Origin of the sequence: Jiangella anatolica (genome assembly GCF_003236295.1) — a bacterium.
Taxonomy (GTDB): Bacteria; Actinomycetota; Actinomycetes; order Jiangellales; family Jiangellaceae; genus Jiangella; species Jiangella anatolica.
In genome coordinates, this window is sequence record NZ_POTW01000044.1 from 17,270 (window position 1) to 40,966 (window position 23,697).

Consider the following 23,697-nt stretch of genomic DNA (forward strand, 5'->3'; position numbering starts at 1 on the left):
CGGCGTCGGGCACAATGGCGGCATGCGGCAGGCCTACGCGCACGACGCGGTGGTGGCGCTGACCGCCGGCGGCGACGAACGTGCCCCCGGCGGCGCGATCACCCGCGAGCTGTGCGGCAGCTTGGAGCACGAGCCGCCGTGCCCGCTCGCGTCCCACTACATCGGCCTCACCCGCGACGACCATGACGACGGCGACACCGTGCGGCTGCGGGTGCTGTTCGCGGCCGAGCCCGCCGACGAGCCCGAGGTGCGCCGGCGGATCGGGGTCGCGCTGCGGTCGGCCGAGCTCACCGGTCCCGACGGCCTCACGACGCGGTGGCGGTTGCGGGCCGAGACGGCGGCCGCTGTCCGGCCCGGCGAGCGCGACCACGCCGCCAGACTGGCCAGGTGAGGACTTGGCGTTCGACGAAGGCCTGGCCACCCGGATCCGCGACCTGCTCGCCGACCGGCTGGACGTCGCCGAGAAGCGGATGTTCGGCGGCCTCGCGTTCCTGGTCAACGGCCACCTGGCCTGCGGCGTCCGCCACGACGAACTCATGGTCCGGCTGCCCGCAGAGGAGCACGAGGCGGCGCTGGGCGAGGCCGGCGCAAAACCGTTCGACATGACCGGCCGCCCGATGAAGGGCTGGGTGGTCATCGACGCCGCCGCGCTCGCCGAGGACGACGACCTGCGCCGCTGGGTCGGCCGCGGTGTCGCCTTCGCCGGCGAGCTTCCGCCCAAGTAGGCCTCACCAGACCGGTTCCGGCCGATCTTCCCCGATGCCGCGCAGCCGGTCGCGGTGCGCGACCACCCGCCGGAGGATCTCGGCCACGACGTCGGGGAAGCGCGGATCGCGCAGGAACTTCGTGTGTACGAAGACCGCACGCTCGACCACCCGCGCCGACATCTCGTAGGACAGCGGTACGCCGTCGGCCCAGTGCTGCCAGGCCGGGTCCCGGTGTGTCGGCGTGAACCCGGCCTCGGCCCAGACACCCTCCGCGGCCAGCGTCACGCGCAGGTCCTTCGGCGTCAGCCCGAGCTCGGACTCCAGCGCGTCGGTGCAGGACAGATAGAGGGAGAAGAACGGCGGGTACTCGGCGTCCGGCGGCGGGTTCCAGAGCACCGGCACGGGAAACAGGCCGGGGTCGGTGATCAGCTCGCGGATCAGCCGCCGGTTCTCGCGCATCCGCAGCCGGGCGTGCAGAGCGCGCAGCCACTGCACGAGCAGCAGCGCCGCCGGCTGCTCCCCCATCCGCTGGTTGCCCGCCATCATCCGAGGCACCTCGGCGAACGGGATCGGGTCGAGGCGGCCCGGCCCGGTGCCGCAGTCGGTGTCGGCGCGCAGCAGCGCCGCGAGCTCGGGATCGGACGTGAGCGTCAGCCCGCCCTCGCACGACGGCGCCGCCTTGCCGCCGCCCTGGCCGGAGAGCGACGCCGTCAAGGCACCGGGTCCGTCGTACCGCGCGGCACCGCCGAGCGCGTTGTCATGGTGGACGATGACGTCGTACTGCCCGCCCAACTCGGCGAACCGGTCGATGGCGCCGAAGTTGCCGTACATGGTCGCGGGGACGACGGCCAGCACCCGGCCGGCGTGCTCGGCCAGGTACGCCGCCACCACCTCCTCGTCCATCGTCGCGTCGAGCTTGGCGGGGATCGGCACGATCCGTGGCGCCCGGCCCATCTGGGCGGCCACCCCCAGCGTGACGCCGTGGTGCGCCGATGCGTGGGTGAGGTCCGCGACCAGCACCTGGTCACGGCCCTGGGCCCATGCCCCGCCGCGCACGAGCAGCTGCGCCCGCAGTCCGCTCGCGATGGCGAGGGTGCCGTTGGGCTGGCCGACGCCGTACCGGTAGCCGGTGGTGTCCGCGACCACCTGCTCGAGCACCGCACGCCACTTCGCCGGGTGGTTGGCGTAGCCGACCCACTGCCCGCCATCGGTGACCTCGGCCAGGATCGCGGTCTCGACGGCGCCCGTGTCCGGCCAGACCGGATCGGTCGCCGGCGTGATCACGGGGTCGCCGCCCAGCACGGCCGGCCGCGCCACGGCGCTCATCGGGCACCTCCCGCCGCGAACAGGTCATGGCCCGGCGCGTACCGCTCCAGCGCGTCGTCGTCCAGCCGCAACCCGAGCCCCGGCGACGACGGCACCGGCAGCAGCCCGTCGGCGTCCAGCCGGAAGCCGCCCGCCGCCAGCTCGTCGATGTAGGCCGACCCGGTCTTGTACTCCACCAACTCGGTACCGGGCAGCGCCGCCGCCAGGTGCAGGTCGGCGGCCAGGCCGACGGCGGTGTTCCAGCCGTGCGGGACGAACCCGACGCCGAACTCGGCAGCTAGCCAGGCCACCCGGCGCGACTCCGAGAGGCCACCGCCCTTGGTGGTGTCGGGCTGGACGATGTCGAACGCCCCGGCGGTGAGGAACCGGTGGAAGTCCTGGCGCCGCGTCAGCACCTCGCCGCCGGAGATCGGCACCCGCGACCGCCGCCGCAGCTCGGCGAAGCCGTCGGCGTCGTCGGGGCGCAGCGCCTCCTCGAACCAGGCGACGTCGTACGCGGCCAGCATGTCCGCGGTCCGCACGGCCCAGGACAGGCGGCGTGCCCAGAACGCGTCCGAACCGCCCGCGTCGACGGCCAGCAGCGCCTCCGGCCCGACGGTCTCGCGCGCGGCCCGCACGATCTCCTCGTCGACGGCGTCGCTCACCCGGCCGAAGGCGCCCCAGCCGATCTTGAACGCGGTGAACCCCAGCGCTACCAGCCGGGCGAGGTCGTCCTTCAGCACCGGCGGGTCGTCCATCAGCACCGACGCGTAGGGCCGGACCCGCTCGCGGTACCGCCCGCCCAGCAGCGTGCTGACCGGCAGCCCGGTGACCTGGCCGAGGATGTCCCACAGCGCGATGTCGATGCCGCTGACGGCATGCGTGAGCGCACCGCCGCGACCGAGCCAGAACGTGTTCTCGTGCAGGACCTGGCTGATCCGGTCCGGCTCCCGCGGGTCGGCACCGACGCAGAGCGGCCGCAGGGTCTCCAGTGCCGCCCGGACCAGCGACTCGCTGGAGAACACGCTGCCGAGGCCCACCAGGCCGGCATCGGTGTGCACTGCGACGAGCGTGTGGACGTTGTCGTCCGGGTCGAGCTCACGCGCCCAGCCGCCCTTGGGGGTCGCGCCGCGCAGCCCGGCCACCCTGATGTCAGTGATCCGCATGGTCCCTCTCCACGTCGATGACGACCGCCTCGTCGGCGGCCAGCCCGAGCTCGCCCGCGACGACCCGCCGGGGCGCGTCGGACACCGTCGACAGCAGCACCCGCCCGTCCACGGACATCGGCACGCCGATCGGCCGGTCGGTCAGGTTGAGCAGCACGAGCTTCCGATCCGTCGCCGCCGCCCGCGTGTACGCGAGCACGCCGGCCGGAGCGTCGGCGAACGCGATCGACCCGCGCCGCAGCGCCGGCGACGCGTGCCGCAACCGGGTCAGCGCCCGGTACAGCCGCAGCATCGAGGCCGGATCGGCCAGCTGCGCCTCGACGTTCGACGACGCGACGGCGGACCACACCGGCAGCCAGAGGTGGTCCGGGGCGGCGGACGAGAAGCCGCCGTTCACCCCGTCCGTCCACGGCATCGGGGTGCGCGACGGGTCCCGGCTCACCCCGCCGTGGGCGCGGGCGAAATAGTCGCGCTGCCGCTCCACGGGCACCGGCTGGTCGGTCATCCCCAGCTCGTCGGCGTACAGCAGGCACGGCGTCGCCGCCAGCGTGAGCAGCAGCACCGCCGCCACCCGGGCCTGCGCACCGCCCAGCCGGGTGGCCAGCCGGACGCGGTCGTGGTTGCCCAGCGCGACGATCGGCCAGGCGCCCTCCGGCAGCGCCGCGTACAACGCGGACAGCTCGGCCCGCAGCAGGTCGGCCCGCCAGTGCGTCTCCAGCAGCCGGAACGGGAACGGCAGGTGCATGCCGGCGCCGTAGTACTCGGCCCAGTCCGGCCACGGCATCGCCTCGATCTCGGCGATCGTGACGCGTCCGCCCGGGTACGCGTCGACGACGGCGCGGATCTCGCTCAGCGCGGCGAACGTGTCCGGATGCCGCCGGTCGTACACGTGCAGCTGCGTCCCGAAGTCGGGATGCTGCAGGTCGAACTCGTTGTGGTTGCCGCCGGGCGCCGGCGGGTTGTCGCGGAACTCCGGGTCCTTCAGCAGCATGTGGGCGACGTCGATGCGCACGCCGTCCGCGCCCCGGTCCAGCCAGAACCGCAGCACGTCCAGCAGCGCCTCGCGGACCTCGGGGTTGCGCCAGTTCAGGTCCGGCTGCTCGACGAGGTGCGAGTGCAGGTAGTACTGCCCGGTCGCCTCGTCGTACTCCCACACCGAGCCGCCGGCCTCGCTGGTCCAGTTGTTCGGCTGGTCCCGCCACACGTACCAGTCCCGCTTCGGGTCGTCCCGCGACGCGCGCGACGCGACGAACCAGGGATGCTGGTCCGACGTGTGGTTCGGGATGTAGTCGACGATGACCCGGATGCCGCGCTCGTGGGCGGCGCGCACCAGCCGGTCGAACGTCTCCAGCGTCCCGAACACCGGCTCGACGTCGAAGTAGTCCGACACGTCGAAGCCCTGGTCGAGCAGCGGCGACCGGTAGAACGGCCCGGTCCAGACGGCGTCGACGCCCAGGTCGCGCAGGTAGTCCAGGCCCTCGATCAGCCCGTCCAGGTCGCCGATCCCGTCGCCGGACCCGTCCCGGAAGCTGGGCAGGTGGCACTCGTAGACGACGGCGCCGCGCCACCACTCCGGGTCCGCCGCCAGCCGGCCGGCCGCCCGCACCCCGGCCGCCACCAGGTCGTCCTCGATGTCGGCCCGGAACGGCAGGTGACAGGCGATGATCGGCACCTCGTAGGCCGGGTAGGGGTCGGCCGGCGGCTCGTACGCGTCATGCGTCGGCGCGTACCCGAGCCAGCCGTTCGTCGTCGACAGCACCAGGCACCGCTCGCCCAGCGCGTCGACCAGCCGCCGCTTGATGCCGTGGAAGACCTCGACGTTGTAGCCGAGCAGGGTCAGCGGACCGAGCCGCAACGCGTGCACCCACAGCGGACGGCGCACGTCCTCGCCGGCCTCCAGCGCGGCGATGGTCCGCCGCAGCGACACGAACGCGACGTCGTCACCCTCGTCGCGCCGTTTGCGCAGCTCGTCGAGGTCGTACGGGGCCAGGTCGTACGGGATCTCCTGCTTGGCGACGGCGACAGCCGCACCCTCCACCGGGGTGCTCCCGGCGAGGCCGGCCTCGACGGCGTCGGCGAACCGGCGCGCGAACAGCTCCAGCGCGACCATCGACTCGTCCGCCGGGCCGTGCGCGTACAGCGGGTCGAGGTCGCCGAGCGCGCCCTGCAGGAACACCCCGGTCGCGCCCGGATGCGCCGCCTCCACCAGCCGCAGCGCCTCGCCGGGGAAGTCGCCGTGCACGGCGGCCGTCGACTCGCAGCAGATCACCGGGTGACAGGAGTACGAGGCGACGAACCCGGCCAGCACGCCGTCGTGGTCCACCCGCAGCACGTCGACACCGGCGTCGACCAGCGACGGGTCCGGCTCGGTCCAGCTGCCGTCCAGGGCACGCGCGTTGGTCAGGCCGCGCCGCGGCAGCATCCGGTTGTGCGCGAAACCGTCCAGCGGGACAACGGCGTGCCGCACCGTCGCCGGCGCCAGGGCGCGCACGGCGTCGACGCAGGCCGCCGCGATCGGCTCCGGCAGCCGGGCGACGTAGAGCTCGTCCGGTGCGCCCCAGCCGACGTTCTCGACGGTGGCCGGGCCGGAGTGGTTGTGGGTCGCGTGGACGACGATCTCATCCGGCCGCCAGCCGGTCGCGTCGGCCACCCGTGCGACCACCTCGTCGACGACGGCGGCCGACACGCCCAGCAGGTCGCAGCTCACCAGCACCCACCGGCCGGAATCGCCGGCGACGGCCAGCGCCCGCGCGTACAGGGGCGCGTGCACCGTCGTCGCGCGGCGGCGCAGGAACGGGCCGAAGCCGGCCAGCTCGACACCCAGCGGCGGGGTGAGGTCCGTCCGGCCGAAGCCGATCCGCAACGTCATGGGTCAGGTCATCCTTTCGAGACACCGGCCAGCAGGCCGCGGACGAAGTGCCGTTGCAGGGCGACGAAGACGGCCATCGGCACCAGCACGGAGAGCACGGCAGCGGACGTGAGGATCTCCCAGCCGTCGCCGCGCGAGGCGACCAGCTGCGAGACCGCGACGGTCATCGGCGCGACGTCGCGGAAGCCGCCGAGGAAGATCAGCGCGACCAGCAGGTCGTTCCACGTCCACACGAAGTCGAAGATCGCCAGCGCGGCGAGCGCCGGCCGGGCCACCGGCAGCACGATCGAGAAGAAGATCTGGCTGCGGCTCGCCCCGTCCATCTCGGCCGCCTCGAACAGCTCGCTGGGGATCCCGGCGAAGAAGTTGTGCAGCAGGTAGACGGCGAACGGCAGCCCGAAGCCCACGTGCACGAGCCAGATGCCGAGGAAGCTGCCGGTGAGGTCCAGGGCGTTGAAGACCCTCAGCAGCGGCACCAGCGTGATCTGGATCGGCACGATGATCAGTGCGACGACGGTCAGCAGCACCGCGCCGCGCAGGCGGAACCTCATGGCGGCCAGCGCGTACGCCGCGGCCGCGCCGAGCGTCACCGTCAGCACCGTCGCCGGCACCACCACCGCGAGGCTGTTGAACAGGCTCAGCGCCATGCCGTCGCGGTCGAGCACCCGCCGGTAGTTCTCCAGCGTGTAGTCGCCGGGCAGCGCGAACGACTCCCACCAGCCCGACGACAGCACCGCCCAGGACGGCCGGAACGCGCTGACCACCAGACCGAGCAGCGGGACCGCCCAGATCACGGCCAGGCCGACCACCACGACGTGCAGCGGGATCCGCCGCCATCGCGCCGGCCGCACGCGCACCGCTCCCGCCGTCATGCCGCCCCGCTCTCGCGGCGGAACTGCCGCACGTTGAAGACCATGATCGGCACGACGGTGAGCATGAGGATGGTCGCGACCGCGCCGGCCAGCCCGTTGTCCTTCGCCGTGAACAGCGCCCGGTACATGACCGTCGACAGCACGTCGGTGCCGTAGTTGCCGTTGGTCATCACGTAGACGATGTCGAACGCCTTCAGCGCGGTGACCGTCATCGTCGTCGCCACGACCACCACCGTCGGCGCCAGGAACGGCAGCGTCACGTGCCGGAACGCCGTCCACTCCGACGCGCCGTCCAGCCGGGCCGCCTCCAGCAGCTCGTCCGGCACCGCCCGCAGCGCCGCCCCGAAGATCACCATCGCGAACCCGGCCTGCGTCCACAGCGTCGCCCCGATGAGCGCGTAGTTGTTCGTCGCAGTGTCGACGATCCACGCGACCGGCTCACCGCCAAGCGCCGTGACGACGGCGTTGAGCGTCGCGGTCTGCGCGGCGCCGGGCGGCTGGTAGTCGTACATGAAGCTCCAGATGACCCCGGCGGCGACCGCCGAGATCGCGATCGGCAGGAAGAGCGCGGCCTTCACCAGGGCCCCGTACCGGACGCGGTCGGCCAGCACCGCGATGGCCAGCCCGGCCAGCACCGCGAGCGACGGCAGCAGCACCACCCAGAGCACGGTGTTGCGCAGCGCGATGCGGGTGACCTCGTCGGACAGCGTCTGCGTGTAGTTGGCGAACCCCACAAAGCCGCCGTCCGCGCCGACGAAGCTCCATCCGACGGTGACGACGGCCGGGAAGGCGAGCGCCAGCAGCACCATCGCGACGGCCGGGCCGGCGAACAGCCACGGCGCCAGCCGCCGGTGCGCACCTCGCGGCAGCGCCGCCAGTGCACGATCGCCGAGACGCAGGTAGGCCCAGCCGGCGACGACGATCGCCGCCGTCGCCGCCAGCGTGAGGACGATGCGGTCGGCGATCATCGGGCCCGGACGTCCTCGATGCCCTGCAGGATCGCGCCGAGGTCGCCCGGGTTCTGCGCGAACGCCAGCCCGGACTGCCAGAACGCGTCCACCTCCGGCTGTGGCATCAGTGAGTTGCCCAGCGGGTACGTCGCCTCAGCCTCGGTCAGGACCTCGTTGGCGCGGCGCAGGAACGGGTCCTCGTATGCGTCGGCGGGCACGGTGACGTTCGGCGACAGCCAGCGGCCGGTCGCCGCGATCAGCGTGCCGGCCTCAGTGGAGGCCAGGTAGCGGGTCAGCGCGGCCGACTGCGGCGTCTCGGTGATCATGCCGAGGATCTCGCCGGAGATGGAGCGGATGCCGGGGTGCTCCGGGCTGAGGTCCGGCACGGGAAAGAAGTCGAGGTCCTCGCCCGGCACCAGATCGGGGAACGCGTCGGTGATCATGCTGCCCATGAACGTTGCCTGCTGGAGCAGGTAGCAGCCCGGTTCCGGCGCGAACATCGGGTTGGCCGCCTGGGAGAAGTCGGTGCTGAGCACCGTCGTCGTCCCGCCGTAGACCATGCCGTCGGCGATCATCTCGCCGTAGGTCTCGTAAGCCTGCGCCACCTGCGGCGACGTCCACGGCTCGGCGCCATCGCGCCAGGCGCGGTGGAACTCCGGACCGGCCTGGCGTAGCAGGATCTCGTCGATGAAGTCCGCGGCCGGCCAGCCGCTGGCGGCGCCGCTCTCCAGGCCGACGCACCACGGCGTCTCGCCGTCCGCGGCCTTCTGGCGGGCCCAGTCCTGCAGCTCGTCCCAGCTCGCCGGCTCGGTGGGCCCGTCGTAGCGCTTCGGGTCGTACCAGATCAGCCCGCCGAGGTTGACGGTGTTGTAGAAGCCGAACAGCGCGCCGCCGGCGGTGCCGGTCTCGAGCATGCTGGCCGGGTAGTTCGCGGTGAGCACGGCGTCGTCCACGACGGTGTGCAGGTCGACAAGGGCGCCCTGCTCCGCCAGCGCCGCCATCTCGCCGATGGCCGGCGTCGCGACCAGGTCGGGCGGGTTGCCGCCGTCGATCCGGGTCTGCAGGACGGCGGCGAAGTCGCGGGTTCCCTCGTAGCGCACCGCGACGCCGGTGGCCTCCTCGAACGGCGCGACCACGCTGAGGAACGCGTCAAGCTCCTCACCGCCCAACACGCCGAGCATCGTCACGCTGCCGCCGAGCTCCTCACCGCCGGCGGCCGTGAGGGCGGCTTCCTCGGCGGCGGCGACCGCGGCGTCGTCGACCGCCGGCTCCTCCTCCGGCCGGGCGGACTCGCTGGTGCTGCACGCGGCCAGCGCGGCGACGACGGCACCCGCCGCGACCAGCGCGGTGCCACGGTGACGCAGGTTCATGGTCGGCTCCTCGGTTCGTCGGGATGACCGGTGGGGTTTCGTAGAGCGGGACCGTACCAGGGTCGACGGCCGATTGTCGACAGTCGCTCGTATGCACTAGGATCACGGCCATGCACTCTCGAAGCGCTGGAGGTCATCCATGAGCGGGCTGGGCCTGCGACGGGTCCCTAGCCTGTCGCGACGCGAGCACGTCGCCGAGATCCTGCGCGAGGCGATCACCAGCGGCCGGCTCAAGCCTGGCGACCGGCTGGTCGAGCTCGACCTCGCCGCCGAGCTCGGTACCAGCCGGGCCCCGATTCGCGAGGCGCTGCGCCAGCTCGAGCAGGAGGGGCTGATCGCGTCGTACCCCTATCGCGGCAGCGAGGTGCTCGGCGTCTCGCAGGACGAGGTCGAGCAGGTGCTGGTGCCGATCCGCATCACGCTGGAACGGTTCGCGTTCGGCAAGGCGCTGGACAAGCTCACCGACGCCGACCTCGACGCGTTGCAGGGCGTGGTCGACGACATGCTGGTCGCGGCGGCGGCCGGCGAGGCCGAACGGCTGGCAGACCTCGACATCCGCTTCCACGAGCTGGTCATCGCCCGCTCCGAGCAGCGGCACTGCCTGCAGATGTGGAAGACCATCCAGCCGCGGGTGCGGGCGTACTTCCGCCGCGACGCCCCCGCGCACGCCGACCCCGCCGACGTCGCCCGGCAGCACCAGGAGCTGCTCGACGTCCTGCGTACCGGAGATCGCGACGCCGTCCTGGACGCCGTCGAGCGGCACGTCCACATCCACCTGACGCCGCCCGGGGCGGGCGACGATGTGGGCTGAGACTGTCGCCGTCACCGGGGCCGGGTCCGGCATCGGCCGGGCGGTGCTGCTGGCGGCGGCCGCGCGGGGTGCGCGGGTGGCGGCGCTGGACGTCGACACCGTCGCCGCGACGGCAGCCGCCGACGCCGCGCTGGCGGCGGGGGCGGCAGACGCGGTGGCCGTGGCCTGCGACGTGTCGTCGGAGCCGTCGGTGGTGGCGGCGTTCGACGCGGCGGCGGCTGCCGTGGGCGACCCGGGCGCGGTGTTCGCCAACGCCGGCATCGAGGTCAACGCGCCGCTGCACTTGTTCCCTGTGTCGTCCTGGGAGCAGGTGGTCGCCGTCAACCTCGTCGGAGTGTTCCTGACCTGCCGCGAGGCGCTGCGCCGGCTGGTCGAGGCCGGGCGCGGCGGCTCGATCGTCTGCACCTCGTCGCCGGCCGCGTTCGTCGGGCACTCCGGCGGCGGGAACAGCGCCTACGCCGCGTCGAAGGGCGGCGTGTCAGCGTTCGTCCGGTCGGCGGCACTGGACTACGCGCCGCACGGGATCCGCGTCAACGCCGTCGTTCCCGGCGCGACCGACACGGCGATGCTGACGACCGGGGGCGCGGACCCCGACGTCATCCGCGCGGCGGCCGCGATCCAGGTGCCGCTCGGGCGGCTTGGCCGGCCGGAGGAAGTGGCCGCGGCGGTGCTGTGGCTGCTGTCGGACGAGGCGTCCTACGTCACCGGGTCGCATCTGGTCTGCGACGGCGGGCTGCTGGCCAAGAGCGCCAACGACTTCTGAGGGAGGCTGTGATGGAGACGATCGGATCGACGGTGTGGGTGGTCGCCGACGGGTACATCCCGCCGGGCAGCAGCGGGGACGACCCGGCGCTGGACAGTCACGAGAGCGTCTGCATCCTCAACGCCGGGCCGGCGGACGCGACCGTCGAGCTGTGGGTGTACTTCACCGACCGCGAGCCCGACGGGCCGCACGTCCTTCCGGTGCGGGCGCGGCGGGCGTTCCACCAGCAGCTCGGCGCGCTCGGCGTCCCGGCGGGCGTCGACTACAGCGTCGTCCTGCACAGCGACGTGCCGGTCGTGGTGCAGCACACCCGGCTCGACTCGCGGCAGGCGGCGAACGCGCTGATGACGACGATCGCGTACCCGGCGCGATGAGGACGCGGCGGAGTGTGCTGACCGGGCCGCGGACCTCGGCGGTGCGCCCGGTCGAACTGCGCGAGCCGGAGTATGGCGAAGTGCTGCTGCGGGTGCTGGTCAGCGGCGTGTGCGCGAGCGAGCTGGCGGAGTGGACGGCCGGGCCGGCCGAGGCGGAGGCGGAGCTGGGGCACGAGCCGGTGGGCGAGGTGGTCGCCGTCGGCCCCGAGGTCTCGGCGGTCCGGGTGGGCGACGTCGTCACCGGCCGGGTCGACGCGTCGTTCGCCGACCACGCCATCGCCGCCGTCCGCGACCTCGTCGTCGTGCCGCCCGGCGTGGAGCCGGTCGAGGCGCTCGGCGAGCCGCTCGGCTGCGTCGTCGAGGCGCTGCGGCGGACCCGGCTGGACATCGGCGACCGGGTCGCCGTCGTCGGGACCGGGTTCATGGGGCTGGTGCTGCTGCAGCTGCTGCGGCACGCCGGTACCCGTCAGGTGGTGGCGATCGACCCGCGGCCGGACGCCCGCGAGCAGGCGCTCGTGCACGGCGCCGACGCGGCGGCGGCACCGGGAGAGCTGGCCGCCGACGGCGACTTCGACGTCGTCGTCGAGGCGTCCGGCACCGCGCCCGGCCTCGACCTCGCGACCGCACTGGTGCGTCCGCACGGCGTGCTGTCGCTCATGGGCTACCACCTGGGCCCGCGCACCGTCGACCTGCAGGCCTGGAACTGGAAGGCCATCGACGTCGTCAACGCCCACGTCCGCGACCGCGACCGGCTGCGCGAGAGCGTCCGGCGCGGCATCGACCTCGTCGCCGCAGGCCGCATCGACGTCGGCGCACTCGTCACACACCGCTTCCCCCTCGACCAGGTGGACGCGGCGTTCGAGGCGCTGGCCGACAAGGAGCCCGGCTTCGTCAAGGCCGCCATCGCCTGGTGATCAGCGGGAGTCGCGCGGGACGACGAGCCCGCTCTCATAGGCGGTGACGACGGCCTGGGTGCGATCGCGCAGGCCGAGCTTGGCGAGCACCCGGCTGACGTGGGTCTTCACGGTCTCCTCGCCCACGACGAGCCGCCCAGCGATCTCCGGGTTCGACAGGCCCTCGGCCACCAGCCGCAGCACCTCCCTCTCGCGCGGCGTCAGCGTCGCCAGAGCGGCGGCCTGTGCCGCCGGCCGGGGCCGCAGCCGCGCGAACTCGCCGATGAGCCGCCGGGTGACGGACGGCGCGAGCAATGCCTCGCCGGCGGCGACCACGCGGACCGCGTCGAACAACCGCTCCGCCGTCACGTCCTTGAGCAGGAACCCGCTGGCGCCGGCGGCGAGCGCGTCGTACACATGCTCGTCGAGGTCGAATGTCGTCAGCATGAGGATCCGCGGGCCGTCGCCGCCGGCCTCGTCGACGATGCGCCGGGTCGCTTCGATGCCGTCGAGCACCGGCATCCGGACGTCCATGAGCACGACGTCGGGCCGGATCTCGCGGCACAGGGCCACGGCTGCGGCGCCGTCGGCCGCGCTGCCGGACACCGTGACGTCGGGCTGGGTGTCCAGCAAGGCCGCGAAGCCGGCCCGGACCACTTCGTGGTCGTCGACCACCACGACGCGGATCACGTCGACGGCTCCGGCTCGCGGGCGGGCGACGTGGGCAGCACGGCCTCGACGACGAACCCGCTGGCCGGTTCCGGCCCGGCCCACAGCTCGCCGCCGACCGCGGCCGCCCGCTCCCGCATCCCGAGCAGCCCGTGGCCACCGGCCGGGCGCCCGTGCGCGGCCGCCGGGCCGGGGCCGCTGTCGCGGACCCGCAGGTGCAGGGCCTCGGCCGCATAGCGCAGCTCGACGTCGACGGCGGCGCCCGGCGCGTGCCGTCGTGCGTTGGTCAGCGCCTCCTGGACGATCCGGAACGCCGTCAGCTCCAGGCCCGGCTCGAGTGGCCGGACCTGGCCGCGGACGATCAGCCGCGTGCTCGCACCGCCGACGTCGCGCGCCTCGTCGATCAACTCGATGAGCTGCGGCAGGCCGGGCTGCGGCCGCCGGGTGCCGCCGTCGTCGGCGTCCTCGCGCAGCACGCCGAGGAGCCGGCGCATCTCGGTGAGCGCCTCGCGGGCGGTGTCGCCGATGGCCCGCAGCCGGTGCGCACCCTCGGCCGGCAGCCCGGGGGTGGCGAGCCGGGCGGTCTCGGCCTGGACGGAGATCATCGACAGGTGATGCGCGACGACGTCGTGCAGCTCGCGCGCGATGCGGGCGCGCTCGCCGCGGGCCGCGTGCTCCAGCAGGGTGTCGGCCACGGCCCGCTCCGACGCCGCCCGGTCCGACGCCGCCGCCCGGCGCCGTCGCACCCGCTGGGTCACCAGCAGCACCACGACGACCAGCTGGGCCGCGACGGCGGCGAGCGTCGGCGTGCTGAACGTCGCGAGCGTGAGCAGCACCGCCGTCGTCACGGCCGCCGTCGCCGCCGCGGGGTGGGCGCGCGCGAACGCCACCGGCACCGTCGCGGCGAGCGCGAGCAGCAGCGCCACCGGCAGCCCCGGCCCGCGGTCACCGGCCCGCACCACGACCTCGGCGACGGCGGCCGCAGCGAGCACCACTCCGGCCAGCAGCAGCCGGTCGGGGAGGGCGACGTCCCGGCCGGCCGCGACCAGGGTGGCGGCACGCCTCACGCTGTCCATTCTCCCGCGCATGGGAGAACGGCGCCGTCCCCCTGAGCAGGATGTCCGCCGTCCCCCACACGAGGGACGCGGCTCCGGCAAGACGGCTCCGGCGCGTGACGACGCGGCCGGCCCGCGCTGCCTAGCCTTCACCCATGGACGCCGACATCAAGGTGCGTGACCTCCGCAAACGCTACGGATCGACCCTCGCGGTCGACGGGCTGTCGTTCACTGTCCCGCCCGGCCGGGTCACGGGGTTCGTCGGCCCCAACGGCGCCGGCAAGTCGACGACGATGCGCATCGTCCTCGGGCTCGACGCGCCGGACGAGGGCACCGCGCTGGTCGGCGGACGGCCGTACCGGTCGCTGCGCTCCCCGCTGCGCCACGTCGGTGCGCTGCTCGACGCGGCCGCCGTCCACCCGCCCCGGCGGGCCGCCGACCACCTGCTCTGGATGGCGCAGGCGAGCGGCCTCCCCCGGCGCCGCGTCGACGAGGTACTCGGCATGGTCGGGCTGGAGTCGGCGGCCCACCGCCCGGCCGGCGGGTTCTCGCTCGGCATGCGACAGCGCCTCGGCATCGCCGCCGCCCTGCTCGGCGACCCGCCGATCCTGATGTTCGATGAGCCGGTCAACGGGCTGGACCCCGACGGCATCCGGTGGATCCGCGAGCTCCTGCGCTCGCTGGCCGCCCAGGGCCGCGCCGTCCTCGTCTCCAGTCACCTCATGGGCGAACTGGAGGACACCGCCGACCACCTGGTCGTCATCGGACGGGGCCGGCTGGTCACCGAGACCGGCGTCGGCACGCTGCTCGCGGCGGCGTCCGGCGGCCGGGTCGCGCTGCGCACGTCGCACCGGTCCGAGGCGATGACCGTGCTGGCCACCGCGGGCGCGACCGTGACGGCCACCGGCCGCGAGACGGTCACCGTCGCCGGCCTGCCCACCGAGCGGGTGATCGCTCTGCTCACCGAGCACGGGCTGCCGTTCAGCGAGGTCGCGGCGCACCGGGCCTCGCTCGAGGAGGCCTACATGGAGCTCACCCGCGGCGCCGGCGAGTTCACCGCCGCACCCGTGCGGGATGCGTCGTGACCGCGACCCTGCGGCCCGCGCGGCCGCGAGCCGAGCACGTCGCCGGATTCGCCCGGCTGGTCCACGCGGAGTGGACCAAGTTCCGGTCGGTACCCGGCTGGGTGGCCGGCATGGTCGCCGCGGTGGCGGTGACGGTGCTGGTGTCGCTGCTCGCCGCTAGCGGGAGCGGCAGCGACGCCAACGAGGCTTCCGAACTCGTAACCGGGCCGGACGGCGACCTCGTCTCCGACGCGTTCCACTTCGTGCACGGTCCGATGACCGGCGACGGCAGCGTCACGGTGCAGGTGACCGACCAGGACGCCAGCCATGACGGGGCCATGGCCGGCCTGATGATCAAGGACGGGACCACCCCCGGGTCTGCGTACGCCGCCGTCATGGTCACCCCCGCCCACGGCGTGCGGCTGCGCGCGGACTACGACACCGATATCGCCGGCGGCGATGGCGGCGCGCCCCGATGGTTGCGCCTGGACCGCTCCGGCGCCGAGGTCACCGCCTACGAGTCGGCCGACGGAGCCGAGTGGACGGAGATCGGCACCGTCCGGGTGCGCGGACTGCTCGAGACCGCCGAGGTCGGGGCGTTCGTGGCCTCGCCACCAGAAATGCGGGTGGAACGCCAGGCGGGCAGCACCTCGGTCGGCGAGACGGCGACGATCGGCCACGCCACGTTCGAGGAACTCGCCGTCGACGCGGGCGACGCGGCCGATCCCGAGCGGTGGACCGGCGACGACATCGGGCAGGCGATGGAGGGCGGGGTCACCCGGGCCGGGGGCACCCTCACGGTCACCGGCTCCGGCGACATCGGTCCCGATCCCCCCGACGACGACCCCGTGCAGATCGGCCTCTTCGGCGCGGTCGTCGGGCTCATGGTGGTGGTCGCGGTCGCCGTACTGTGCGCGACCTCGGAGTACCGGCGCTCGCTGATCCGCACGACGTTCGCGGTGACCCCTCGTCGAGGGCAGGTCCTGGCGGCGAAGGCGGTTGTCATCGGCAGTGTCACGTTCGTCGCCGGCCTGGTCGCGGCCGTGGCGGCGTTCCTGCTGACCCGGCCGCTGCTGCGTGACGCGGGGTTCGCCCCTCCCGCCTTCCCCGAGCCGTCGCTGCTCGACGGGCCGGTGCTGCGCGCTGTGGTGGGGACGGCGGCGATGCTGGCGATCATCGCGGTGTTCGCGCTCGCGGCCGGGATCGTCACCCGGCACAGCGCGGGCGCCATCACGGGCGTGGTGATGCTGGTGGTGCTGCCGATCCTGGTGGCCTCCGCGCTGCCGCCAGGCACCGCGGAGTGGATCATGCGCCTGACGCCGGCCGGCGCGCTGGCGATCCAGCGGACCAAGGAGCCGACCGCCGGACTGGTGGAACCGTGGGCGATGGTCGGGCCGTGGGCCGGGTTCGGGGTGCTGTGCCTCTACGCGACCGTCGCGGTGGTGCTGGCGGCACGGTCGTTGCGCGGACGGGACGCGTGAGCCGCATCCTGCGGGCGGAGTGGACGAAGCTGCGCACCGTTCCGAGCACCGCCTGGCTGGTCGCCGCCGTGGTGGCGCTGACCGTCGCGCTCGGCACGGCAGCCGTCGCCTCCCTCGACACCGAGTACTGCCCGACGCCCACGACGTGCGCGGAGGACACGGCGAGGATCAGCCTCACCGGCGTCTGGCTCGGGCAGGCCGCTGTGGCGGTGCTCGCCGTCCTGGCGGTGACGAACGAGTACGCCAGTGCCCTCATCCGCAGCACGCTCGCCGCGACGCCGTCCCGGCTACTGGTGCTGACGGGCAAGGTGGCGGTGGTGACGGCGACGGTGCTCGCGGCGGCGGTCCCCGGCGTGGCCGGGTCGGTGCTCGCGGCGCGGGTGATCCTGCCGTCGAACGGCTTCACGGCCGCCGACGGCTACGCGCCGCTCTCGCTGGCCGATGGACCAACCCTCCGGGCCGCCGCGGGCACCGTGCTGTACCTGGGATTGGTGGCGGTGATCGGCGTGGGCATCGCGACGATCGTCCGCGGCACGGCCGCCGCCCTCACAGCCGCGCTCACGGTGCTGTACGCCGTCCCGCTGCTCGTACGGTTCGTCTCCGACCCCGCCTGGCAGGAGCAGTTGCAGCGCTGGTCGCCGTCGTCGGCGGGACTGGCGATCCAGGCGACCACCGGCTTGGATCGGCTGCCGATCCAGCCGTGGGCCGGGCTCGGTGTGCTGGCCGGCTACGCGGCCGTGACCCTGGTCTGCGCCGCGGCTTTGTTCCGCGCCCGCGACGCGGGCTGATCACGGCGCCGCCCGAGCCGGCGAGGTGGGTGGCGGCGCGGCGGGTCGAGCAGGGAAGGGCTGGCCGAGGATGGCCGAGGTCAGGGCCTCGACGGGTTCGACGGGTGAGCGCGGGTTCGACAGCAGGGTGAAGTCGATGTCGCCGAGCTCGGGCAGGCCGACCGACGCGGGCAACGGCTGGAGGTCGGCGGGGACGAGGCTGCTGGGGAAGACCGCGACGCCGATGCCGGCGCGGGCCGCGGCGAGCACTCCGTTGACCTCCAGCGTCTTGCAGGTGATCTTCCAGCTGCGGCCGGACTCGGCCAGCACCCGTAGTGCCGTCACCCGGCTGACCGACGGCGCGGTGTAGGTGATCAGCGGGATCGGCTCGTCCGGCCGGACCTGGGTGCCGGGCAGGCCGATCCACACCAGCCGGTCCCGGCGCACGACCCGGCCGACGGTCTCGTCGGGGAACTCCTTGATGTAGACGAGGTCGAGCTGGTTGGCCTCCAGCCGGCGCATCAGCGTGCGGGTCTGGGTGACCGTCAGCTCCAGGTTGATCCGCGGATGCAGCTGCCGGAACGCCCGCAGGACGGCGGGTAGCTGGGCCAGCGCGAGGTCGTCGGCCGCGCCGAAGCGGAGCCGGCCGCGCATCGCCGTCCCGGTGAAGTAGCTGGCCGCCTCGTCGTGGGCGGCGAGGATCGAGCGGGCGAAGCCGGCCATCGCCTCGCCGTTGTCGGTGAGCGTGACGACGCGGGTGTCGCGCAGCAGCAGCTGCCGGCCGGCCGCCTCCTCCAGCCGGCGGATGTGCTGGCTGACGCTCGGCTGGCTGATGCCCAGCTGCGACGCCGCCTGGGTGAAGTTCAACGTCGACGCCACCGCCAGGAATGTCCGCAGATGTACGGGATCGAACACGGGTCACCTCGCAGTCATTGCGTTTCCTGATGACATTTATAGCCGCTATTCGTTAGAAGAATCGATGATCAGCACCTAACGTTGAACACGGTCCTGCCACCCCGTGGCGGGACCGCCGCACGCCAACCGTCCGCACCGTCACAAGGAACGCCACCGTGAGACCGGCGCCTGTCGCCCTTCACCCGTCCTCACCAGCCGACTCAGATACCCGCCGCTCGCACTGGCGCGACACGTTCGCCTCGCTGCGGGTCCGCAACTACCGCCTCTACGTCATCTCCCAGATCCTGACCAACACGTGCGGCTGGATGCAGCGCGTCGCGCAGGACTGGCTCATCCTCGGCCTCACCGGGAACGTCGCCTGGGTGGGGCTCACCGTCAGCCTGCAGCTCGCCCCGATGCTCGTGTTCGGCCTGTGGGGCGGCGTCGTCGCCGACCGGTTCGACAAGCGCAAGCTGCTGATGATCACGCAGTCGCTGTTCGCGCTGTCCGCGCTGGTGCTCGGCGTGCTGACGCTGACCGGCCTGATCCGCCCGTGGCACGTGCTGGCCGCCGCCGCGTTCATGGGCCTGGCGATCGTCGTCGACAACCCGACCCGGCAGGCGTTCGTGCCGGAGGTCGCCGGGCACCAGCACCTGCGCAACGCGATCAGCATCAACTCGACGGTGTTCCAGCTCGGCGCGCTGGTCGGGCCGGCGCTGGCCGCCGTCGGCATCGCGCTGGTCGGCGAGGGCTGGTCGTTCATCGTCAACGCCATGGCCGGCGTCATCGCCGTCGTGTTGCTCGTGGCGATGCGCGCGTCGGAGCTGTCCGCCGCGCCGGCGCTGTCCCGCACCCGCGGCCAGCTGCGCGAGGGCCTTCGCTACGTCGGCGAGAAGCCGGTCATCCTGTGGTCGGTCGTGCTGGTCGGCTTCGTCGCGATCACCGGCATCAACCTCGCCACCGTCCTGGCCGCCTACGCCGACGACGTGTTCGACATCGGGTCCGCGGGCTACGGCCTGCTGAACTCGTGCCTGGCCGCCGGCGCCGTCGCCGGTGCGCTGGCCTCGACCCGGCGCAAGAGCCTGCGGCTGCGCACGCTCGTGTACACGGCCGGGGTCCTGGGTGTGCTGCAGATGGTGGCCGGCATGATCGGCTCGCTGCCGCTGTTCTGCGCCGTGCTGGTCGGCGTCGGCGCCGTCTCGCTGCTGTACCTGACCGGCGGCAACACGCTGGTCCAGACGGCGGTCGCCGGCACGATGCGCGGCCGGGTCATGGCGCTGTACATCCTGGTGCTGTTCGGCGCACAGGCCGGCTCCGGCACGCTGATCGGCTGGATCGCGCACGAGCACGGCGCGCACATCGCGATGGTCACCAGCGGCGCCGGTCCGCTGCTGGGCGCCATCATCGTCGGCGCGGTGCTCGCGCGGAAGGGCCGGCTCACCACCCGGCTCATCCTGCGCGACCGGCCCGGGCGCGGCGTCCTGTACGTCGTCCCGCGCGACGCGGTGCCGCCGGCGGCCGTGTCGCTGCCGTCGGGCCTGCTCAGCCGGGGCCTGCGGGACCGGTCCCGGCAGACGCACCCGGCGGAGCGACGGCGACGGCGGCAGCCCCGCGCCGTGCCGGGCCGGACGGCGCACCCCCGTCACCACACCCGAACCGGCCGGACGCACTGACGAGCGATCCGCGGCGACGGGGCGGCTACGGCTCGCAGCCGACCCCGTCGTCGTCGGAGTCGAGGCCGTAGATGTCCTCGCCGGTGACGGTGACCGGCCCGTCGGCGTAGGACGGGCCGTTGCCACTGCCGCCGGCGCAGTCGACGTCGGTGTCGATCGGCACGCAGCCGCTGTAGTTCGGGTCGCACTCGTCGCCCGCCGGCGGCGCCACCAGCGCGACCGACTCGTCCTCGGGCTCGGGCGGCGGCTCGTACGTCCCGATCGACGTCACCTCGTCCACCGGCGCCGCCGTGACCTCGTCGCCGACCAGCGCCCGATCGGTCTCGACGCCGTCGGTGAGCGTGACCTCGTAGGTCAGCGTCCGCACACCCTCGACCCCGGCGGTGGTCACTGCGGACGTCCCGAGGTCCATCGTGGCGTCCTCGACGGTGACCCGTTCGAACGGGACCGCCTCGGTCTGCGTCACGGTCTCGACGGTCACGACCGGCGTCGGCGTGGCGGACGGCGTGGCCGACGGTGTGGCCGCCGCTGCCGACGACGGGGCGGCGGCGAGCGGCGCCGGCCGGTCCCCGGAGTCGTCGCCGGAGCCGCACGCGGCCGCAGTCAACACAAGAACGAAAACGCCTGTACGCAGGCGTGTTGCACCAGTACCCATGGCCCCCCGGCCCCCCTGCACGTCACTGGGAAGCCGCGAGGCTACGCCCGCCGCGACCGGCCGTCAACACGGGCGGGCGCCGGGCCGACGCGACCCTCGAGCGTCGACCCGGCGGGCTGGGTGGAACTCAGCGGCCGACCGCCTTCTCCAGCTGCTTCTTCGTCATCTTGGAGCGGCCCTTGATGCCCTTCTCCTTGGCCTCGTTGTAGAGCTGCTGCTTCGTCCGCCCACCTGGGCCCTTGCCGGAGCGCAGTCCGCCACGCCGGCCGGACGAGATGTCGTCGGTGGACGAGCGGCTCTTCTCGCGAGCCTCGCCGGACCTCGCCCGCTCCTTGTTGACGGTGCGCGCGGCGATCTCCTCGGCGCGGTCCTCGCTGTAGTCGCGGTCCTCGAGACCTTCCTTGATGTGCTCGTACTGCCGTTCGCGTTTGTCGCTCCACTGTCTCGGCATACGGAATCACCTCCGTCACTCGGGCCCGTACCCCGTCGCGGCCGGAGCATCCGACCCGGTTTGCCGCCGGGCAGGCCGGGTAGCAGCACGGCATGAGTGACCCGAACGATCCAGACGACGGCTACAACCGCGACCCCGGCGCGACGCAGGAGGAGGCGGGCGTGCCCGAGATCGCCGATGACCTGCGACCCGTCGACGACATCCCGGAACCGGAGGGCCGTGCCGTCCCGGTGGACGCGCCGACGCCCGCCCTGTTCGAGGACGAGTCCGAGCGGACGCTGGAGGACCGGCTGGCCGCGGAGGAGCCCGACACCGAGACGACGGCCGACGAGCCGTCCACCGCCGGCGACGGCGTCACCGGCATGCACATCGAGAACGACCGCTGACCCCCATTGCACGAGGAGACACGATGCGACTGCATCCCCTCACCCGCATCCTCGACCACCCCGGGCCCTTCGCCAGCGCCCTGCTCGACGTCAGCCGGACGACGGAGGACGCACGGCAGCAGCTGCTGTTGCGCGGCCGGGCGGCCCGGACGGAGCTGGCGGCGTTCGGAGCGCCGGACGACGTCGCGGAGGAGGTGGTCGAGCGGCTGCTGGAGCCGACGGGGATGCCGGGCGACACGGCGCGGTACGTCGTGGCGGGGCGCGACGGCGTGGTGGTCGACGAGACGCTGCCGGGGTGGACCGGTCCCGAGGTGCTGACGTGGGGCCCGCTGCCCGACGCGACCGCGTGGCTGGCCTACCGGGAGTGCGACGTGCCGGCGATCGTCGTCCTGGCCGACCACGTCGGCGCCGACCTGCATCACAGCACCGCGTGGGGGCGCGCTCCCAGCACCGTCCACACCGTCGACGGCAGCACCGAGAACCTCTCCAAGGTGCCCGACGGCGGCCTGGCCCGGGCCGACCTGCAGGGGCGGACCGACGAGCAGTGGCGGTTCAACGCGCGGGCGGTCGTGTCCGAGCTGGAGCGGCTGGCCGGATCCGAGCCGCCGCTGATCGTGCTGGCCGGCGACCCGCGCGCCCGGCACGACGTCCGCGCCGGGCTGTCGCCGCACATCGCGGAGCAGGTGGTCGAGGTCGAGCGCGGCAGCCGCGCCGACGGCGCCCGGAACGAGGCGTTCGCCGCCGAGGTCGCCGCCGTCGCGGAGCGGACGGTGGCCGCACGCCGCGAGCAGGCCGCCGCCCGGCTGGAGGAGCACCTCGGCCGGCACTACGCCGTCGCCGTCGGGCTGGCCGACGTGCTGACGATGACCGTCCAGGCCGGCGTCGACACCGTCGTGCTGGACCGGGACCGGGCGGCGGACGTGACCGTGCGCCCGGCCGACCACCCGTACCTGCCGCTGCCCGACGGCGTGCACACCGCGCCCGCGGTCCGGTCCGACCTGCTGGTGCTCGCCGCGGCCGCCGCCACCGGCGCCGAAGCCGTCTTCACCGCACCGAAGGTGCTGCCCGACGACGGCATCGCCGCGCTGCTGCGCTGGGACGCGCCGAGCTGACGGCGGCTGACGACCCGGCCGACGCCGGCCTCAGCCGACGTCGGCCGGGCGCGACGCGATGATCTGCTCGGCGCGTTCGCTGAGCTTGACGCCGTGATCGCGGGCGCTGCTGCGCAGCAGCGCGAACGCCTGGGCGGCGTCGATGCCGTGCCGCTCCATCAGCACGCCCTGCGCCTGGCCGATCGCGTGCCGCTCGTCCATCGCCCGGCGCAGCCCAGACGTGTGCCGGGCCGACGCGAGCGCGACGGACGCGTGCTGGGCATAGCAACGGCCGAGCTCGGCCCGCTCGCCGTCGAACGCGCCCACCTTCGCCGAGTAGACGCTCAGCGCGCCCACCGACGACCGGGTGGTGCCGAGCGACAGCGACAGCACGCTGCGGAATCCCAGCTCGCGGACCGGCCGGCTCCAGCCGCGCCAGCGCGGGTCGTCGTCGACGTCGTCGACCACGACGGCGTCGCGTTCGGACATCGCTTGCAGGCCGGGGCCTTCGGCGCAGCTGAGCTGGGCCCGGTCGGCCCGCTCAGCGGCCGGGCTGCTGGCCGACAGCACTGCCGGCCGGCCACCCTGGCGGAGCATGACGGCGACGCCGTCGCCGCCGGTCAGCGTCAGCGCGTAGTCGAGAACGCTGCGTACGGTGCTCGGAACGTCGGGCTCGCCGTACAGGCCGGCGGCCGCGTCGGCGAGCTCGGACGTCGGGCCGAGGTCCATGGCCGTCACTCACCTCTCGTCGCGATCCGAAAAGAAATGTACAGACGGTTCTGTCTACCTCTCCACAAGAAGCCGTGTCAACGGGTATGGTCGATCGTCATGCAGGCTCCGGATTCCGCCGGCGCCTCGCCGAACGCGAGGGAACGCATCCTGGCGACCAGCTACCGGCTGTTCGCCCGGCGAGGTGTGCTCGGCGTCGGCGTCGACGAGGTCATCGAGCGCTCGCACGTGGCCAAGGCGACGTTCTACAAGCACTTCCCATCCAAGAACGATCTGGTCCTGGCGTTCCTGGAGCGCCGGGAGCAGGAGTGGACCATCGGCCTGGTCGAGGCCGAGTCGGAGAAACGCGGCAGCACCCCGGAGGAGCGGCTGCTGGCCATCTTCGACGTGTTCGACGAGTGGTTCCGCGGCGACGACTTCGACGGCATCACCTTCATCACGGTGCTGCTCGAGATGGGCCGCTCGCACCCGCTGGGGCAGGCCAGCATCCGGCATCTGGCCAACCTCCGCGCGATCGTCAGCGGCCGCGCCTCCGAGGCGGGGCTGCGCGAGCCCGAGGAGTTCGCCCGGTCCTGGCAGATCCTCATGAAGGGCTCGGTCATCGCCGCACTCGAGGGCGACGTCGACGCCGCGCGCCGGGCCAAGGCGATGGCTGCCGGACTCATCGAGCACTACCGCTGACCAGCGCCACGGGGGGCGACG

At 73.6% G+C, this 23,697-nt stretch carries 25 protein-coding genes; 13 read left to right on the forward strand and 12 right to left on the reverse strand.

The window, feature by feature from the left end; all coding sequences use genetic code 11:
* Positions 1-22: 22 nt before the first annotated feature.
* Both C1I92_RS18060 and C1I92_RS18065 read left to right on the forward strand, forming a co-directional pair.
* On the forward strand, positions 23-391 hold the full coding sequence (locus C1I92_RS18060) for a hypothetical protein (RefSeq protein WP_111256044.1): 369 nt from the start codon (positions 23-25) through the stop codon (positions 389-391).
* A 4-nt stretch (positions 392-395) separates the two neighbouring features.
* On the forward strand, positions 396-725 hold the full coding sequence (locus C1I92_RS18065; protein WP_111256045.1) for a TfoX/Sxy family protein: 330 nt from the start codon (positions 396-398) through the stop codon (positions 723-725).
* A gap of 3 nt (positions 726-728) precedes the next feature.
* On the opposite strand, the gene C1I92_RS18070 is transcribed toward C1I92_RS18065, so the two are convergent.
* Genes C1I92_RS18070 through C1I92_RS18095 form a run of 6 tightly spaced genes read right to left on the reverse strand, consistent with a single transcriptional unit; the run spans position 729 to position 9,239 of the window.
* Complete coding sequence (locus C1I92_RS18070; RefSeq protein WP_111256046.1) at positions 729-2,033, reverse strand: DegT/DnrJ/EryC1/StrS family aminotransferase; 1,305 nt, start codon at positions 2,031-2,033, stop codon at positions 729-731.
* On the reverse strand, positions 2,030-3,178 hold the full coding sequence (locus C1I92_RS18075) for a mandelate racemase/muconate lactonizing enzyme family protein (RefSeq protein WP_111256047.1): 1,149 nt from the start codon (positions 3,176-3,178) through the stop codon (positions 2,030-2,032). The genes C1I92_RS18070 and C1I92_RS18075 overlap by 4 nt, the downstream gene beginning before the upstream one ends.
* A complete protein-coding gene (locus tag C1I92_RS18080) occupies positions 3,165-6,047 on the reverse strand; it encodes a neutral/alkaline non-lysosomal ceramidase N-terminal domain-containing protein (protein ID WP_111256048.1) in 2,883 nt (960 codons plus the stop codon). The genes C1I92_RS18075 and C1I92_RS18080 overlap by 14 nt, the downstream gene beginning before the upstream one ends.
* Before the next feature lie 8 nt (positions 6,048-6,055).
* On the reverse strand, positions 6,056-6,919 hold the full coding sequence (locus C1I92_RS18085; protein WP_111256049.1) for a carbohydrate ABC transporter permease: 864 nt from the start codon (positions 6,917-6,919) through the stop codon (positions 6,056-6,058).
* Positions 6,916-7,887 (reverse strand): carbohydrate ABC transporter permease, encoded by a 972-nt coding sequence (locus C1I92_RS18090; protein ID WP_111256050.1) that lies wholly within the window; start codon positions 7,885-7,887, stop codon positions 6,916-6,918. The genes C1I92_RS18085 and C1I92_RS18090 overlap by 4 nt, the downstream gene beginning before the upstream one ends.
* The gene (locus C1I92_RS18095) at positions 7,884-9,239 is read right to left on the reverse strand and encodes an ABC transporter substrate-binding protein (RefSeq protein WP_111256051.1); all 1,356 of its coding nucleotides are present in this window, start codon (positions 9,237-9,239) and stop codon (positions 7,884-7,886) included. Before C1I92_RS18095 ends, C1I92_RS18090 begins: the two co-directional genes overlap by 4 nt.
* Before the next feature lie 139 nt (positions 9,240-9,378).
* On the opposite strand from C1I92_RS18095, the gene C1I92_RS18100 reads away from it, so the two are divergent.
* The 4 genes from C1I92_RS18100 to C1I92_RS18115 are packed head-to-tail and all read left to right on the forward strand — an operon-like array spanning position 9,379 to position 12,101.
* Positions 9,379-10,050, forward strand: a complete 672-nt coding sequence (locus tag C1I92_RS18100; protein ID WP_111256052.1) for a GntR family transcriptional regulator — start codon at positions 9,379-9,381, stop codon at positions 10,048-10,050.
* Positions 10,040-10,813: an SDR family NAD(P)-dependent oxidoreductase gene (locus C1I92_RS18105; protein ID WP_111256053.1), complete on the forward strand. Its 774-nt coding sequence runs from the start codon at positions 10,040-10,042 to the stop codon at positions 10,811-10,813. The genes C1I92_RS18100 and C1I92_RS18105 overlap by 11 nt, the downstream gene beginning before the upstream one ends.
* Positions 10,814-10,824: 11 nt before the next feature.
* Positions 10,825-11,187, forward strand: coding sequence for a sensory rhodopsin transducer (locus C1I92_RS18110; protein ID WP_111256054.1), 363 nt, complete (start codon positions 10,825-10,827; stop codon positions 11,185-11,187).
* Positions 11,184-12,101 (forward strand): zinc-binding dehydrogenase, encoded by a 918-nt coding sequence (locus C1I92_RS18115; RefSeq protein WP_111256055.1) that lies wholly within the window; start codon positions 11,184-11,186, stop codon positions 12,099-12,101. The genes C1I92_RS18110 and C1I92_RS18115 overlap by 4 nt, the downstream gene beginning before the upstream one ends.
* Here C1I92_RS18115 and C1I92_RS18120 read toward each other — a convergent pair whose 3' ends face one another.
* Positions 12,102-12,770 carry a response regulator gene (locus C1I92_RS18120; protein WP_111256056.1) on the reverse strand — a complete coding sequence of 223 codons (669 nt, stop codon included), beginning with the start codon at positions 12,768-12,770 and terminating at the stop codon, positions 12,102-12,104.
* Positions 12,767-13,825, reverse strand: a complete 1,059-nt coding sequence (locus C1I92_RS18125) for a sensor histidine kinase (RefSeq protein WP_111256057.1) — start codon at positions 13,823-13,825, stop codon at positions 12,767-12,769. The genes C1I92_RS18120 and C1I92_RS18125 overlap by 4 nt, the downstream gene beginning before the upstream one ends.
* 134 nt (positions 13,826-13,959) lie before the next feature.
* Here C1I92_RS18125 and C1I92_RS18130 point away from each other — a divergent pair, with 134 nt between their 5' ends.
* The 3 genes from C1I92_RS18130 to C1I92_RS18140 are packed head-to-tail and all read left to right on the forward strand — an operon-like array spanning position 13,960 to position 17,137.
* On the forward strand, positions 13,960-14,889 hold the full coding sequence (locus tag C1I92_RS18130; RefSeq protein WP_111256058.1) for an ABC transporter ATP-binding protein: 930 nt from the start codon (positions 13,960-13,962) through the stop codon (positions 14,887-14,889).
* Positions 14,886-16,349: a DUF1349 domain-containing protein gene (locus C1I92_RS18135; protein WP_111256059.1), complete on the forward strand. Its 1,464-nt coding sequence runs from the start codon at positions 14,886-14,888 to the stop codon at positions 16,347-16,349. Before C1I92_RS18130 ends, C1I92_RS18135 begins: the two co-directional genes overlap by 4 nt.
* The gene (locus tag C1I92_RS18140; protein WP_111256060.1) at positions 16,346-17,137 is read left to right on the forward strand and encodes an ABC transporter permease; all 792 of its coding nucleotides are present in this window, start codon (positions 16,346-16,348) and stop codon (positions 17,135-17,137) included. Before C1I92_RS18135 ends, C1I92_RS18140 begins: the two co-directional genes overlap by 4 nt.
* Here the strand turns inward: C1I92_RS18140 and C1I92_RS18145 are convergent, their stop codons facing one another.
* A complete protein-coding gene (locus C1I92_RS18145; RefSeq protein WP_111256061.1) occupies positions 17,138-18,031 on the reverse strand; it encodes a LysR substrate-binding domain-containing protein in 894 nt (297 codons plus the stop codon).
* A 155-nt stretch (positions 18,032-18,186) separates the two neighbouring features.
* Here C1I92_RS18145 and C1I92_RS18150 point away from each other — a divergent pair, with 155 nt between their 5' ends.
* Positions 18,187-19,683, forward strand: coding sequence for an MFS transporter (locus tag C1I92_RS18150; protein WP_111256062.1), 1,497 nt, complete (start codon positions 18,187-18,189; stop codon positions 19,681-19,683).
* 25 nt (positions 19,684-19,708) lie between these two features.
* Here C1I92_RS18150 and C1I92_RS18155 read toward each other — a convergent pair whose 3' ends face one another.
* Together C1I92_RS18155 and C1I92_RS18160 are read right to left on the reverse strand one after the other, a co-directional pair.
* A complete protein-coding gene (locus C1I92_RS18155; protein WP_199521339.1) occupies positions 19,709-20,290 on the reverse strand; it encodes a G5 domain-containing protein in 582 nt (193 codons plus the stop codon).
* Between the two features lie 175 nt (positions 20,291-20,465).
* Positions 20,466-20,789, reverse strand: a complete 324-nt coding sequence (locus C1I92_RS18160; protein WP_111256064.1) for a plasmid stabilization protein — start codon at positions 20,787-20,789, stop codon at positions 20,466-20,468.
* 92 nt (positions 20,790-20,881) lie between these two features.
* Here C1I92_RS18160 and C1I92_RS18165 point away from each other — a divergent pair, with 92 nt between their 5' ends.
* A complete protein-coding gene (locus tag C1I92_RS18165) occupies positions 20,882-21,175 on the forward strand; it encodes a hypothetical protein (RefSeq protein WP_111256065.1) in 294 nt (97 codons plus the stop codon).
* 23 nt (positions 21,176-21,198) lie between these two features.
* Entirely contained in the window at positions 21,199-22,287 is a 1,089-nt protein-coding gene (locus C1I92_RS18170; RefSeq protein WP_111256066.1) for a baeRF2 domain-containing protein, read from the forward strand.
* A 30-nt stretch (positions 22,288-22,317) separates the two neighbouring features.
* Here the strand turns inward: C1I92_RS18170 and C1I92_RS18175 are convergent, their stop codons facing one another.
* A complete protein-coding gene (locus tag C1I92_RS18175) occupies positions 22,318-22,995 on the reverse strand; it encodes a GAF and ANTAR domain-containing protein (RefSeq protein ID WP_233507065.1) in 678 nt (225 codons plus the stop codon).
* 99 nt (positions 22,996-23,094) lie between these two features.
* Here C1I92_RS18175 and C1I92_RS18180 point away from each other — a divergent pair, with 99 nt between their 5' ends.
* A complete protein-coding gene (locus tag C1I92_RS18180) occupies positions 23,095-23,676 on the forward strand; it encodes a TetR/AcrR family transcriptional regulator (RefSeq protein WP_111256068.1) in 582 nt (193 codons plus the stop codon).
* Positions 23,677-23,697 lie beyond the last annotated feature (21 nt).

Coding starts and splice junctions, on each gene's coding strand:
- C1I92_RS18080 (WP_111256048.1), bottom strand. CDS start 6,047: ATGACGTTGCGGATCGGCTTCGGCCGGACGGACCTCACCCCGCCGCTG.
- C1I92_RS18175 (WP_233507065.1), bottom strand. CDS start 22,995: ATGGACCTCGGCCCGACGTCCGAGCTCGCCGACGCGGCCGCCGGCCTG.
- C1I92_RS18100 (WP_111256052.1), top strand. CDS start 9,379: ATGAGCGGGCTGGGCCTGCGACGGGTCCCTAGCCTGTCGCGACGCGAG.
- C1I92_RS18130 (WP_111256058.1), top strand. CDS start 13,960: ATGGACGCCGACATCAAGGTGCGTGACCTCCGCAAACGCTACGGATCG.
- C1I92_RS18105 (WP_111256053.1), top strand. CDS start 10,040: ATGTGGGCTGAGACTGTCGCCGTCACCGGGGCCGGGTCCGGCATCGGC.
- C1I92_RS18165 (WP_111256065.1), top strand. CDS start 20,882: ATGAGTGACCCGAACGATCCAGACGACGGCTACAACCGCGACCCCGGC.
- C1I92_RS18160 (WP_111256064.1), bottom strand. CDS start 20,789: ATGCCGAGACAGTGGAGCGACAAACGCGAACGGCAGTACGAGCACATC.
- C1I92_RS18090 (WP_111256050.1), bottom strand. CDS start 7,887: ATGATCGCCGACCGCATCGTCCTCACGCTGGCGGCGACGGCGGCGATC.
- C1I92_RS18075 (WP_111256047.1), bottom strand. CDS start 3,178: ATGCGGATCACTGACATCAGGGTGGCCGGGCTGCGCGGCGCGACCCCC.
- C1I92_RS18125 (WP_111256057.1), bottom strand. CDS start 13,825: ATGGACAGCGTGAGGCGTGCCGCCACCCTGGTCGCGGCCGGCCGGGAC.
- C1I92_RS18170 (WP_111256066.1), top strand. CDS start 21,199: ATGCGACTGCATCCCCTCACCCGCATCCTCGACCACCCCGGGCCCTTC.
- C1I92_RS18060 (WP_111256044.1), top strand. CDS start 23: ATGCGGCAGGCCTACGCGCACGACGCGGTGGTGGCGCTGACCGCCGGC.
- C1I92_RS18180 (WP_111256068.1), top strand. CDS start 23,095: ATGCAGGCTCCGGATTCCGCCGGCGCCTCGCCGAACGCGAGGGAACGC.
- C1I92_RS18085 (WP_111256049.1), bottom strand. CDS start 6,919: ATGACGGCGGGAGCGGTGCGCGTGCGGCCGGCGCGATGGCGGCGGATC.
- C1I92_RS18070 (WP_111256046.1), bottom strand. CDS start 2,033: ATGAGCGCCGTGGCGCGGCCGGCCGTGCTGGGCGGCGACCCCGTGATC.
- C1I92_RS18115 (WP_111256055.1), top strand. CDS start 11,184: ATGAGGACGCGGCGGAGTGTGCTGACCGGGCCGCGGACCTCGGCGGTG.
- C1I92_RS18110 (WP_111256054.1), top strand. CDS start 10,825: ATGGAGACGATCGGATCGACGGTGTGGGTGGTCGCCGACGGGTACATC.
- C1I92_RS18095 (WP_111256051.1), bottom strand. CDS start 9,239: ATGAACCTGCGTCACCGTGGCACCGCGCTGGTCGCGGCGGGTGCCGTC.